Annotated in this window: 14 protein-coding genes and 1 tRNA gene; 11 read left to right on the top strand and 4 right to left on the bottom strand. The window is 67.6% G+C overall.

What is annotated here, in order from left to right; translation table 11 throughout:
• Window positions 1–377 precede the first annotated feature (377 nt).
• Window positions 378–518 (top strand): hypothetical protein, encoded by a 141-nt coding sequence (locus BDK63_RS07210; protein WP_183330688.1) that lies wholly within the window; start codon window positions 378–380, stop codon window positions 516–518.
• 10 nt (window positions 519–528) lie between these two features.
• On the opposite strand, the gene BDK63_RS07205 is transcribed toward BDK63_RS07210, so the two are convergent.
• The gene (locus tag BDK63_RS07205; protein WP_183330687.1) at window positions 529–1,194 is read right to left on the bottom strand and encodes a L,D-transpeptidase family protein; all 666 of its coding nucleotides are present in this window, start codon (window positions 1,192–1,194) and stop codon (window positions 529–531) included.
• Between the two features lie 92 nt (window positions 1,195–1,286).
• Window positions 1,287–1,363 (bottom strand) — tRNA-Pro (locus tag BDK63_RS07200).
• Window positions 1,364–1,571: 208 nt separating this feature from the next.
• Between BDK63_RS07200 and BDK63_RS07195 the strand changes: the two genes are divergently transcribed.
• The 3 genes from BDK63_RS07195 (at window position 1,572) to BDK63_RS07185 (ending at window position 4,356) form a co-directional block, all read left to right on the top strand.
• A complete protein-coding gene (locus tag BDK63_RS07195) occupies window positions 1,572–3,200 on the top strand; it encodes a BCCT family transporter (RefSeq protein WP_183330686.1) in 1,629 nt (542 codons plus the stop codon).
• Window positions 3,201–3,268: 68 nt separating this feature from the next.
• Window positions 3,269–3,628 carry a CidA/LrgA family protein gene (locus tag BDK63_RS07190; protein ID WP_183330685.1) on the top strand — a complete coding sequence of 120 codons (360 nt, stop codon included), beginning with the start codon at window positions 3,269–3,271 and terminating at the stop codon, window positions 3,626–3,628.
• Window positions 3,625–4,356 carry an LrgB family protein gene (locus BDK63_RS07185; protein ID WP_183330684.1) on the top strand — a complete coding sequence of 244 codons (732 nt, stop codon included), beginning with the start codon at window positions 3,625–3,627 and terminating at the stop codon, window positions 4,354–4,356. Before BDK63_RS07190 ends, BDK63_RS07185 begins: the two co-directional genes overlap by 4 nt.
• Before the next feature lie 64 nt (window positions 4,357–4,420).
• Here BDK63_RS07185 and BDK63_RS07180 read toward each other — a convergent pair whose 3' ends face one another.
• The gene (locus BDK63_RS07180) at window positions 4,421–4,774 is read right to left on the bottom strand and encodes a hypothetical protein (protein ID WP_183330683.1); all 354 of its coding nucleotides are present in this window, start codon (window positions 4,772–4,774) and stop codon (window positions 4,421–4,423) included.
• A 165-nt stretch (window positions 4,775–4,939) separates the two neighbouring features.
• Here BDK63_RS07180 and BDK63_RS07175 point away from each other — a divergent pair, with 165 nt between their 5' ends.
• The 5 genes from BDK63_RS07175 (at window position 4,940) to BDK63_RS07155 (ending at window position 9,616) form a co-directional block, all read left to right on the top strand.
• Window positions 4,940–5,113 (top strand): DUF2970 domain-containing protein, encoded by a 174-nt coding sequence (locus BDK63_RS07175; protein WP_183330682.1) that lies wholly within the window; start codon window positions 4,940–4,942, stop codon window positions 5,111–5,113.
• Between the two features lie 192 nt (window positions 5,114–5,305).
• Entirely contained in the window at window positions 5,306–6,424 is a 1,119-nt protein-coding gene (coxB, locus tag BDK63_RS07170; protein ID WP_183330681.1) for a cytochrome c oxidase subunit II, read from the top strand.
• A 69-nt stretch (window positions 6,425–6,493) separates the two neighbouring features.
• Window positions 6,494–8,128: a cytochrome c oxidase subunit I gene (gene ctaD, locus BDK63_RS07165; RefSeq protein WP_183330680.1), complete on the top strand. Its 1,635-nt coding sequence runs from the start codon at window positions 6,494–6,496 to the stop codon at window positions 8,126–8,128.
• A gap of 31 nt (window positions 8,129–8,159) precedes the next feature.
• A complete protein-coding gene (locus BDK63_RS07160; RefSeq protein WP_183330679.1) occupies window positions 8,160–8,759 on the top strand; it encodes a cytochrome c oxidase assembly protein in 600 nt (199 codons plus the stop codon).
• Entirely contained in the window at window positions 8,756–9,616 is an 861-nt protein-coding gene (locus BDK63_RS07155) for a cytochrome c oxidase subunit 3 (protein WP_183330678.1), read from the top strand. The genes BDK63_RS07160 and BDK63_RS07155 overlap by 4 nt, the downstream gene beginning before the upstream one ends.
• Window positions 9,617–9,644: 28 nt before the next feature.
• On the opposite strand, the gene BDK63_RS07150 is transcribed toward BDK63_RS07155, so the two are convergent.
• Window positions 9,645–9,839, bottom strand: coding sequence for a DUF2909 family protein (locus BDK63_RS07150; protein ID WP_183330677.1), 195 nt, complete (start codon window positions 9,837–9,839; stop codon window positions 9,645–9,647).
• Window positions 9,840–9,849: 10 nt separating this feature from the next.
• Here BDK63_RS07150 and BDK63_RS07145 point away from each other — a divergent pair, with 10 nt between their 5' ends.
• Both BDK63_RS07145 and BDK63_RS07140 read left to right on the top strand, forming a co-directional pair.
• A complete protein-coding gene (locus BDK63_RS07145; RefSeq protein ID WP_246385904.1) occupies window positions 9,850–10,587 on the top strand; it encodes an SURF1 family protein in 738 nt (245 codons plus the stop codon).
• Window positions 10,584–11,132: a hypothetical protein gene (locus tag BDK63_RS07140; RefSeq protein ID WP_183330675.1), complete on the top strand. Its 549-nt coding sequence runs from the start codon at window positions 10,584–10,586 to the stop codon at window positions 11,130–11,132. Before BDK63_RS07145 ends, BDK63_RS07140 begins: the two co-directional genes overlap by 4 nt.
• The last annotated feature ends 16 nt before the right edge of the window (window positions 11,133–11,148 follow it).

Below are 11,148 nucleotides of genomic sequence, written 5' to 3'. Positions count from 1 at the left end.
AGCCGACACGGTAGGTGGATGGTGGCAGCGCTGCCACCTCGGGGGTGGGTCAAAAGCGTTGGCCGGTACTGGGTCAATTTACTTGGCCATTAACAGCCATCGAGGCCTATCTCCCCTGAGCGGCGAGGTTGCCCGGCCAGGGACGGCCGATCCTGCTTCCCATCTGTTGTACCCCCTGTTTCCCTTCTCGTTTGTGCCCTGCGTCCCGGGCTCGCCCTGGTGACGGGCCCTCCCAGGCCGCGCCTTCATCTCCCGTTCCGCCGCATGGCAGGGTGCCTGTCCGCTGTGATATCGCCACGTTAACCGGCTTTTCCCGGGGCCAGGTCAAGACTCCGTCCTGCGGATACCCCTATGCTTCAGATAGCGTTAGCCAGGCAGTGCTGGACAGCCGCCACGCCACCGACGGCGAGGCGCAGGAGTACCTCGATGCCCGCATCGAGGCGTTGGAGGGCATCGTTCAGGAGCTGGAGGAGGTCGCCGGGCGGCTGCACTTAGCCACCCGGGCCACGGCCGGGTAGAGCGGCAGGCCTACTGGATCAACACCGGGGTATCGATCTCCACCAGGGAGTGGAGCAGGCGTACCTGGTCGTTCTCGACGGCCAGGCAGCCTTCGGTCCAGTCGACACGCCGATTCAGGAAGGGGTCGCGGTTGCCCAGGCCATGGATGCCGATGTCGCCCCCCAGGGTGGTGTTGGGGTAGGAGAGGCGATGCTGCCGGTAGTGGCGGTGAATCCGCTCGGCTTCTTCCATGGTGATCAGCCCTTCCGACAGGGCCTGGTCGGCCACCCGCGGATTCGGGTAGTTGATGCCGATGAAGGTGGCGTACTGGCTGTTGGGGTTGATCCGCTCGACCCGGAACTCCCCCTTGGGCGTCATGGCGCTGCCACGGGTGCGCAGGTCGACGGCGCCGTTGATGCCGATGGCGAAGTGGGGGATCTCGTGGATCACGCGCTCGCCACGCACCACGGAGAGCGTGCGATCCTTCACGCTGATGTGCAGCCAGACCACCCCGTCCTCCACGGGCAGCAGGCTGATCCCCGTCTCGACGTCATTCAGGAAGTGCTGACCCGGCGAGTTACCCACGACGCTCGACGGTGGCTCCGCCGTGTCGATCAGCGACGCGCTGGCAGGGCCGGCGGCCAGCAGCAGGGGCAGCAGGGTGAGGGCAAGGCGCTTGAGCGTGCGGATGGGCATGGACGGCGGCATGGTGTGATGAGCAAGAAGGTTGAGCACACAAAAACCGCCGCTGAGAAGTGGTCCTGAGCGGCGGTTTTTACAGTGTTTTCTGGTCGGAGCGACAGGATTCGAACCTGCGACCTTTGCAACCCCATTGCAACGCGCTACCAAGCTGCGCCACGCTCCGACACGGTTTTCGGCTTCCTGGCCGTCTGGCCTGTCCCCCGAGAACGAGGCGTATACTAGCGCGTTCGCCGGCAAATGAAAAGCCCCTTTTGCACTTTCGATTCAATTGCTTGGGAAGGTGTCCGTCCTGAACTCCGCCTGCCTATGCTCTATCATGTGGCATCCGGCGGTGCCGCCGCCCCATTTACCCAGGCGACAAGGATCACGGCATGTACGGGCAGGCAGAGCGAGGCCTCTTCAAGGGGATGAATCCGCGCATCACGCTGGTGGCGGTGGTCATCGTGGCGGTGGCGCTGGTCTACGGGGCCTTCTTCACCGAGCGGCTGGCCACGGGACTGGCCATGGCGCGCGGGGTGCTGGATCCCTTCCTCGAGTGGTACTACGTCCTGCTGGTGGCCTTCCTGCTGCTGTTCATGGTGTGGCTGGGGATGGGGCGCTACAAGAACGTGCGCCTGGGCGGCGACTTCGAGCAGCCGGAATTCACCTTCTTCTCCTGGGTGTCGATGCTGTTCGCCGCCGGCACCGGGGTGGGCATCCTGTTCTGGGCGGTGGCCCAGCCGATCCTGCAGTTCCAGGAGAACCCCTTCATCGCCGAGGGCATGACCCCGGACGCGGCGCGGGTGGCGATGCGGTTGACCTACTTCCACTGGGGGCTCAACGGCTGGGCGATCTTCTCCTTCGTGGCGCTGGTGCTGGCCTACTTCTCCTATCGCTGGAAACTGCCGCTGACCATCCGCTCGGCGCTGCAGCCGATATTCGGCAAGCGCGTGGAGGGCGGGCTGGGCGATGCGGTGGACGTGCTGGCCGTGTTCGGCACGGTGTTCGGCATCGCCACCACCCTGGGGCTCGGCGTGCAGCAGATGAATGCCGGCCTGGGGGCGCTGTTCGGGTGGCAGAGCTCGGTATGGCTGCAGCTGGTGGTGACCGCGGTGATCATGACAGTGGCCACCTTCTCGGTGGTCTCCGGCGTGAAGCGCGGGGTGCGGCTGCTTTCGGAGGCCAACTTCTGGCTGAGCATCGCGGTGGTGGTGTTCCTGCTGCTGTTCGGGCCGACCCAGTACCTGATCGCCATCACCATCGAGTCCGCCGGGGACTACATCCAGAACCTGATGAGCATGGCCTTCCACACCAATGCCACCCGGGACGACGGCTGGCAGTCGGAGTGGACGGTGTTCTTCTGGGGCTGGTGGCTCGCCTGGTCGCCCTTCGTGGGCATGTTCATCGCAAGGGTCTCGCGGGGGCGTACCTTCCGCGAGTTCGTCATGGGCGTGCTGCTGGTACCCACGGTGATCACCGTGGTGTGGATCGGCCTGTTCGGCGGCACCGCCCTCTACCACGAGCTGTTCGGGATCGGCGGCATCGTCGCGGCGGTGGACCGCGACGTGGCCACGGCGCTGTTTGCCACCATCGAGGCGATGGAGCTCGGGCCGGCCGGTGGGGTGGTGTCGCTGGCGCTGGTGGTGCTGATCGCCACCTACCTGATCACCTCCGCCAATGCCGGGACCCTGGTGATCAACACCATCCTGTCGGGGGGCGATCCCGAGCCGCCCACCTTCCATCGCATCCTGTGGGGGGTGGTGCTGGGGCTGCTGACCGCGGTGCTGCTGATGGCCGGCGGCCTGGAGACCCTGCAGGCGGCGGTGATCATGGCGGCGCTGCCGTTCTCGGTAGTGATCATGCTGATGATCGCCGGCCTGCTCAAGGCTCTGCACCGCGAGCGCTACGCCGCGCGGACCGGTGAACGCACCGAGGCGCCGCGCGAGCCCTGGGCCGACCTGGAGGATGCCGGTGCCGAGCCGGTGCCGGTCTCGGACGACGAGGCTCACAAGCTGCACTGAGGCCGGCCGACGGTCGGGCGTGGCCGGGTCGCGGCCGCCTGACCGGATACGACGAGAGGAGGGCGGACATGCCGCTGATCATGGGGATGAGTATCCTGCTGGCCTGCCAGTTCCTGGGTGAGCTGCTGGCGCGTGGCCTGACCCTGCCGATTCCCGGCCCGGTGATCGGCATGGTGATCCTGCTGGCGGGGCTGATGATCCGCGGCAAGGTGCCCGACAGCCTGCGGCTCACCGGCGAGGGGCTGCTGCGCTACCTGACCCTGCTGTTCGTGCCGGCGGGGGTGGGGCTGATGGTCCACTTCCGGCTGATCGGCATGGACGTCTGGGCGATCCTGGTGACCCTGGTGGTCTCCACGGCGCTGACCCTGGTGGCGACGGTCTGGGTGCTGGACCGCCTGAACCGGCGCCGGGGGAGGGGGCGGGCATGAACGTCGCCGACCTCGACCAGCTGTGGGTCTACCTCTCCGGCAACCCGCTGCTCTCGCTGCTGGCGACGCTGGTGGTCTTCGCGCTGGCCGTGTGGATCAACCGAGCGCTGGGCGGCACCGCGCTGCTGCACCCGGTGACCCTCTCCATCGCCATGCTGATCGGCCTGCTGCTGCTGGTGGACATGGAGTACGCCACCTACTTCGAGGGGGCACAGTTCATCCATTTCCTGCTGGGCCCGGCCACCGTAGCGCTGGCGATTCCCCTCTATGACCATCGCGAACGGGTGCGCCGCCTGCTGGGCCCGCTGCTCATCGCCTGCCTGGTGGGCATCGTCACCGCGGTGGTGACCACCCTGGGCGTGGCCCTGGCGATGGGCGCCCAGCCGGCGACGCTGCTGTCGCTGGCGCCGCGCTCGGTGACCTCGCCCATCGCCATGGGGATCGCCGAGCAGATCGGTGGCATCCCGTCGCTCGCCGCGGGCCTGGTGCTGCTGACCGGCTCCATCGGCTGCGCCCTGGCGCCCTGGGTCTTTCGCCTGTTGCGGGTCAGCGACCCCGCCGTGCAGGGCTTCGCCCTGGGGCTGTCGGCCCATGGTTTCGGCACGGCCCAGGCGTTCGCCCGCATCGGGGCGGTGGCCGGAGCCTTCTCGGGCCTCGCCATGGGTCTGACCGGCCTGCTCACTGCCTTCCTGCTGCCGCTGCTGACGCGCCTGTTCGGCTTGAGCTGAGCCACAACGGCAGGCGCCCCCGAGGAGGGGGCGCCGAATGCTCGTCCATTGGCCTGGGGCGTCGTCAGATCTCCTCCCAGATCCGCTTGCGGAAGTCGTGGGTAAGCTGGGTGGCATGTTCCATGCGCTTCATCTGGGCGTCGCTGACCTCCTGGACCAGCTTCTGGTAGCACTCCTGAAGCTCCTCGGGGCTGGTGGGACCCTCGCCGTCGAAGCACTTCGACAGGCGCTCCCCGCTCTCGGCGATCGCCTTGAGGAACTGCGCCTCGAACTGCATGGCCTCGGCCATGCTCTCCATCCACGCCAGCTGCATGCGGGCCATGGGGTTGCCGCCCTTCATCCACTGCTGCTGCCACCACTCCAGCATCGGATTGGCGCTGGCCATGCCCATGTCCATCCCGAACGGTTTCTTCGTCATGATCGGCTCCTTCGCTGCCCCGAGAGGGGTAAGGCGGGTTGCAGGGAATCGCAATAAACCGTAAAGAGTATAGGAGAGCCATGGGCCGCTGCCCCCTGTATTCGTGCCAGGGTTGATGGGGGTCAAGCCACAGGCGACGACTCGACCGCAGCAGGAGAGAACCGGATGTGGAGCGTGGTGAAGTCCGTACTGGCCGCCTTCTTCGGGGTGCAGAGGGAGGAGCGGCGTCGCGAGGATTTCGAGAAGGGACGCCCCGGGGCCTTCATCCTGGTGGGGATCGTGATGGCGTTGCTGCTGGTGGGGGTGGTGGCGCTGGTGGCCATCCAGGCCGCCCGTTGAAACCCGCGTTGGCAACGGAGCGCGGTGTGGCAGGGTGTCGCAGCCAGTGCCTTCTATACTCCATGTCAGACGTGGCTAATATTGCGTTAATCGCACAGCGCAAGACACCTCGCCGGTGATGATGGCAGCAGTCTTCCCCTGGCCCTCACCGGGTGGCGCGATACGACAACAACAAGTGAAGAGGAGGCGCCGATGCGCACGTTGCTCGTGTGGATGGCGGGTAGCCTGGGGCTCGCCCTGGGGGTTCCCCTGGCCATGGCCAATGGCTGGAACATGCCGGTGGGGGTCACCGATGTCAGTCGCGAGATCCACTCCCTGCACATGACCATCTTCTGGATCTGCGTGATCATCGGCGTGGTGGTCTTCGGGGTGATGTTCTACTCCCTGTTCCGCTTCCGCCGTTCCAAGGGGGCCAAGTCCGCCCACTTCCACGAGAACACCACCGTCGAGGTGATCTGGACCGCGGTGCCGCTGCTGATCCTGGTCGGCATGGCGGTGCCCGCCACCGCCACCCTCAAGAAGATGTACGACGCCTCGGATGCCGAGCTGGACGTGATGATCATCGGCCAGCAGTGGCGCTGGCGCTACGAGTACCTCGGCGAGGATGTCGCCTTCACCTCCAACCTCGGCACCCCGCGCGACCAGATCCGCGGGGCGGAGGCCCGCGGCGAGCACTACCTGCTGGAGGTCGACGAGCCGCTGGTGCTGCCGATCAATCGCAAGGTGCGCTTCCTGATGACCTCCGACGATGTCATCCACTCCTGGTGGGTGCCGGAGCTGGCCGTCAAGCAGGACACCATCCCCGGCTTCGTCAACGAGAACTGGGTGCGCATCAACGAGCCCGGGATCTACCGCGGCCAGTGCGCCGAACTCTGCGGCATGGACCATGGCTTCATGCCTGTGGTGGTGCACGCCATGGAGGAGGAGGACTTCGATGCCTGGCTCGCCGAGCGCAAGGAGGCCGCCGAGCAGGAGGCCATGGGGGTCGACCGCGAGTGGGAGCTGGCCGAGCTGATGGAGCGCGGCGAGGGCGTCTACGGCAGCATCTGCGCCTCCTGCCACCAGGCCGAGGGACAGGGCAGCCCGCCCGCCTTCCCGGCCCTGGCCGGCAACCAGCGGCTGATCGACGACCTCGAGTGGCACCTCGATACCGTGATCAACGGGGTGTCGGGAACGGCGATGCCGGCCTTCCGCAGTACCCTGAACCCGGTCGAGATCGCTGCCGTGGTGACCTGGACCCGCAATGCCTGGGGCAACGATACCGGAGAGGCGGTCCAACCCGCGGATGTCGCCGAGCGGCTGGCGCAGTAGCGCCGCCGCCGGCTTCGACACTCCTACGACCCTTTCTCCAAGAACAACGACAGATCAGGGAGATTCACGATGGCGCCCAAGCTGCCTCCGCATCACCCCGTCGAGCAGAGCACCGCGTCCGCTGCCGGCGGCCAGGCATCGGCGCACCATGCGCCGCCCCGCGGCCTGCTGCGCTGGCTGCTCACCACCAACCACAAGGAGATCGGCAGCCTCTACCTGATCTTCTCGCTGATCATGTTCTTCATCGGCGGGATCTTCGCGCTGGTGGTGCGCGCCGAGCTCTTCCAGCCGGGCCTGCAGCTGGTCAATCCGGAGTTCTTCAACCAGATGACCACCATGCACGGCCTGATCATGGTCTTCGCGGCGGTCATGCCGGCCTTCACGGGGCTGGCCAACTGGATGATCCCGCTGCAGATCGGCGCGCCGGACATGGCCCTGCCGCGGCTCAACAACTTCAGCTTCTGGCTGCTGCCGGTGGCCTTCCTGCTGCTGCTCTCGACCCTGCTGATGCCGGGCGGGGGGCCCAACTTCGGCTGGACCTTCTACGCGCCGCTCTCCACCACCTATGCGCCGCCGTCCACCACCTTCTTCATCCTCTCGCTGCATATCGCTGGCATCAGCTCGATCCTCGGTGCCATCAACATCGTCGCCACCATCCTCAACATGCGGGCGCCCGGGATGCGGATGATGGACATGCCGCTGTTCGTCTGGACCTGGCTGATCACCGCCTTCCTGCTGATCGCGGTGATGCCCGTGCTGGCCGGGGTGATCACCATGATGCTGATGGACATCAACTTCGGCACCAGCTTCTTCAATGCCGCCGGCGGCGGCGACCCGGTGCTCTTCCAGCACCTGTTCTGGTTCTTCGGGCACCCCGAGGTCTACATCATGATCCTGCCGGCGTTCGGTATCGTCTCGGCGATCATCCCGACCTTCGCCCGCAAGCGGCTGTTCGGCTATGCCTCCATGGTCTATGCCACGGCCTCCATCGCGATCCTCTCGTTCCTGGTCTGGGCACATCACATGTTCGTGGTGGGACTGCCGCTGGTGGCCGAGCTGTTCTTCATGTACACCACCATGCTGATCGCGGTGCCCACCGGGGTGAAGGTGTTCAACTGGATCACCACCCTGTTCCGTGGCTCGATCACCTTCGAGCCGCCGATGCTCTTCGCGCTGGCCTTCGTGGTGCTGTTCACCATCGGCGGCTTCTCCGGGCTGATGCTGGCCATCGCCCCGGCCGACTTCCAGTACCACGACACCTACTTCGTGGTGGCGCACTTCCACTACGTGCTGGTGCCGGGGGCGGTCTTCGCCATCATGGCCGGGGTCTACTACTGGCTGCCCAAGTGGACCGGCCACTACCCCAACGTGAAGCTGGCCCAGTGGCACTTCTGGCTGTCGGTGATCGGGGTCAACCTGACCTTCTTCCCCATGCACTTCTCCGGGCTCGCCGGGATGCCGCGCCGCATCCCCGACTACGCCCTGCAGTTCGCCGACTTCAACCTGGTGTCGAGCCTGGGCGCCTTCATGTTCGGCGCCTCGCAGCTGGTGTTCGTGGCGGTGGTGATCCTCTGCGTGCGCGGCGGCGAGAAGGCGCCGGCCAAGGCCTGGGAGGGGGCCGAGGACCTCGAGTGGAGCGTGCCGAGCCCGGCCCCGCTGCATACCTTCGAGACGCCGCCGACCTTCCAGCGGCATGAGCACTGAGCGTGGCCCGACGGCAAGAGGAGACGCCAGCATGAGCGATTCCACACGGGAAGACTCACAGCGCTATCCCGGCGTGCGGCGCACCGTGGTGAGGACGGTGGCCGCGCTGGTGGGGATGTTCGCCTTCGCCTTCGCGCTGGTGCCGCTCTACGACGTGTTCTGCGAGGTCACGGGCATCAACGGCAAGACCCGCGGCTCGGCCCAGGCGCTGATCCACGAGGAGGTCGACGAGTCGCGCATGGTCACCGTGCAGTTCATTACCCGCAGCGGGTCCGGCCTGCCCTGGAACCTCGACGTGGAGACCCGCCAGGTCCGCGTGCACCCCGGGCAGAGCGCCGAGGTCAACTTCGCCTTCCACAACCGCAGCGACAGCGGCAGCTGGGGCAGGGCGGTGCCCAGTGTCTCGCCCTCGAGTGCCGCCCCGCACCTGCGCAAGATGACCTGCTTCTGCTTCGAGGAGCAGCACCTGACGGCCGGCGAGCGCCTGGAGCTGCCGCTGGTGTTCCAGGTCGCCAGGGACCTGCCGAGCGACGTCAATACCCTGACCCTGGTCTATACCCTGTATCCGGTCACCCGCGACAAGGCGCCGCTTCAGGCCCGGGCGACTGCCGGCAAAGGAGATGAGGCATGAGTGGTGGCAGCTATTACGTACCCGCGACCAGCAAGTGGCCGATCCTCGGCTCTCTCGCCCTCGGCGTGATGATGATCGGCACCGGCCTGGTGCTGGTGCATGGCCGCGGCAGCCTGGTGATGGCCATCGGGCTCGCCGCGGTACTCACTGTCATGGCGCTGTGGTTCCGCGACGTGGTGAAGGAGTCGCGGGCCGGCCTCTACGATGCCCAGATGGACCGCTCCTTCCGCCAGGGAATGGGCTGGTTCATCTTCTCGGAGGTGATGTTCTTCGCCGCCTTCTTCGGGGCGCTCTTCTACGTGCGCACCTTCGCGCTGCCGTGGCTGGACGGCGAGGGGGCCAAGGGGGTGGCGGCGCTGCTGTGGCCCGACTTCACCGCCAGCTGGCCGCTGATGAACCCGCCCGGCGAGGGGGTCGAGGGGCCGCGCGAGGTGCTCAGCCCCTGGCACCTGCCGCTGGTCAACACCCTGATCCTGGTGGCCTCGAGCATCACCCTCACCGTGGCCCACGAGGGGCTCAAGGAGGGGCACCGCGAGACCACCCGCAACTGGCTGTTCGGCACGCTGCTGCTCGGCGTCACCTTCATCGTCATCCAGGGCGTGGAGTACTACGAGGCCTATACCCACTACGGCATCACCCTGCAGGCGGGGATCTACGGGGCGACCTTCTTCCTGCTGACCGGTTTCCACGGGCTGCACGTGATCATCGGCGCCACCATCCTGGCGGTGATGTTCGCCCGCATCCAGCGCGGCCACTTCTCCGGCGATGACCACTTCGGGTTCGAGGCGGCCTGCTGGTACTGGCACTTCGTGGACGTGGTGTGGATCGGGCTGTTCATCTTCGTCTATGTGTTCTGAGCCGGCGCGGGGCGCCGGCCGCACCGGCTCAGCCGCCGAGGCTGCCGAGGTGGAAGCCGTAGAAGAGCAGGGCGAGCAGGGTGGCCGCGAGGGCGACCCTGACCTTGAGCGAGACGAGCAGCCGACGGGAGGCGCTGCCGTCGCGCAGCAGGAAGCCGGCACCGGCGGCCAGGCTGGCCACCATGCCCAGGAAGACCAGGGCGATCAGGACCTTCAGCAGCATGGGAAACTCCTTGAAGCAAGATGACGTCCAGCATGCCCGCCGCGGGCGGTGGCGGCAACGCCTCTGGTGGGGGCTCTGGTTGCCCCTCGTGGCGCTGGGGCTGTTCCTGGGGGGCTGGCAGTGGGAGCGCGCCGACGAGAAGCGCGACTACCTCGCGGCGCTCGAGGCGGCCCCGCACCTGGAGGCCCCCCGCCAGACGCCGCCCGACGGCAGCCGCCTGACGCTGTCCGGCGAGTACCTCGCCGAGGAGACCCTGTTCCTCGACAACCGCACCCTCGACGGGCGCCACGGCGTCGCCCCGTTGACCCCGCTGCGCGGCGATGACGGGCGCCTCTGGCTGGTCCAGCGCGGTTTCCTGGCCAGCGGCGCCGGACGCGAGACCCCGACGGTGGATACCCCGGCCGGGCACGTGACCCTCGAGGGTCGCTGGCAGGTGGCCGGCGAGGGGGCGCCGCTGTTCGGCCCCAACCGCGAGGGCCAGCGCCTGCAGCGCATCGAGCTGGCGGCCTGGTCGCTGCCCTTCGCCCACGCGGGCTGGCTGCACCTGGAGCGCGGCCCCGGCCACCTGGAACCCTGGTGGACCCCCAGCGTGATGCCGCCGAGCCGCCACCTGGGCTATGCCGTGCAGTGGTGGGGCCTGGCCCTGGCCGCCTTCCTGGTGATGCTGATCGGCGGCCGGCGCCTGGGGCGCGACCGTTCGTCCTCTTCCCTTTCCCTGTCTGCCCCTGCCGAGGAGACGCGCCCATGAGCCGCCCCCATCCCATCCGCCATCCGCGCCTCAAGCTGCTGGCGCTGATGGCCCTCTTCGCCCTGCCGCTGCTGGTGGCCTGGATCATGGTGTCGTGGCGGATCGGCATCCCCGACGAGCGCACCGCCCATGGCGACCTGGTGCCCGATATCCCGACCCTGGCCGAGTGGCCGCTGGCCGAGTCCGTCCCCGACCACGTTCACGGCGACTGGGTGCTGGCCTTCGACTGTGGCGAGCGCTGCGAGGCCCTGGCCGACCAGTGGTGGCGCCTGCACCGGGCCCTGGGCCGCGAGGCGCCGCGGGTCAGCCGGCTGCGCATCGGCGGCGACGCCGCGGCACTGCCTGGCGAAGCCGTGGCCCACTGGGCGGTGACGCCCGGCTGGCGGGAGGCCGACCGCCTCTGGGTGCTCGACCCCCAGGGACTGCCGGTGCTGGGCTATGGCGCCGATGCCGACGCCCGCGACGTGCTGGATGACATCAATCGGCTGCTGCGCATGAATCCCGAGGTGACGAGACGGGATGAGCGCGAGCTGGCGCGCCGTTGACCTGCAGGGAGAGAGC

This window comes from Halomonas campaniensis, assembly GCF_014193375.1.
GTDB classification, from domain to species: domain Bacteria; phylum Pseudomonadota; class Gammaproteobacteria; order Pseudomonadales; family Halomonadaceae; genus Halomonas; species Halomonas campaniensis.
Note: the sequence above shows the minus strand (reverse complement) of the source record. Positions and strands in the feature narration are given on the sequence as shown.

What these genes read in the sequence shown, in the direction of transcription:
- BDK63_RS07140 (WP_183330675.1), top strand. Translation starts at nt 10,584, where the DNA reads ATGAGCCGCCCCCATCCCATCCGCCATCCGCGCCTCAAGCTGCTGGCG.
- BDK63_RS07175 (WP_183330682.1), top strand. Translation starts at nt 4,940, where the DNA reads ATGTGGAGCGTGGTGAAGTCCGTACTGGCCGCCTTCTTCGGGGTGCAG.
- ctaD (WP_183330680.1), top strand. Translation starts at nt 6,494, where the DNA reads ATGGCGCCCAAGCTGCCTCCGCATCACCCCGTCGAGCAGAGCACCGCG.
- BDK63_RS07155 (WP_183330678.1), top strand. Translation starts at nt 8,756, where the DNA reads ATGAGTGGTGGCAGCTATTACGTACCCGCGACCAGCAAGTGGCCGATC.
- BDK63_RS07180 (WP_183330683.1), bottom strand. Translation starts at nt 4,774, where the DNA reads ATGACGAAGAAACCGTTCGGGATGGACATGGGCATGGCCAGCGCCAAT.
- BDK63_RS07205 (WP_183330687.1), bottom strand. Translation starts at nt 1,194, where the DNA reads ATGCCCATCCGCACGCTCAAGCGCCTTGCCCTCACCCTGCTGCCCCTG.
- BDK63_RS07185 (WP_183330684.1), top strand. Translation starts at nt 3,625, where the DNA reads ATGAACGTCGCCGACCTCGACCAGCTGTGGGTCTACCTCTCCGGCAAC.
- BDK63_RS07150 (WP_183330677.1), bottom strand. Translation starts at nt 9,839, where the DNA reads ATGCTGCTGAAGGTCCTGATCGCCCTGGTCTTCCTGGGCATGGTGGCC.
- BDK63_RS07160 (WP_183330679.1), top strand. Translation starts at nt 8,160, where the DNA reads ATGAGCGATTCCACACGGGAAGACTCACAGCGCTATCCCGGCGTGCGG.
- BDK63_RS07190 (WP_183330685.1), top strand. Translation starts at nt 3,269, where the DNA reads ATGCCGCTGATCATGGGGATGAGTATCCTGCTGGCCTGCCAGTTCCTG.
- coxB (WP_183330681.1), top strand. Translation starts at nt 5,306, where the DNA reads ATGCGCACGTTGCTCGTGTGGATGGCGGGTAGCCTGGGGCTCGCCCTG.
- BDK63_RS07195 (WP_183330686.1), top strand. Translation starts at nt 1,572, where the DNA reads ATGTACGGGCAGGCAGAGCGAGGCCTCTTCAAGGGGATGAATCCGCGC.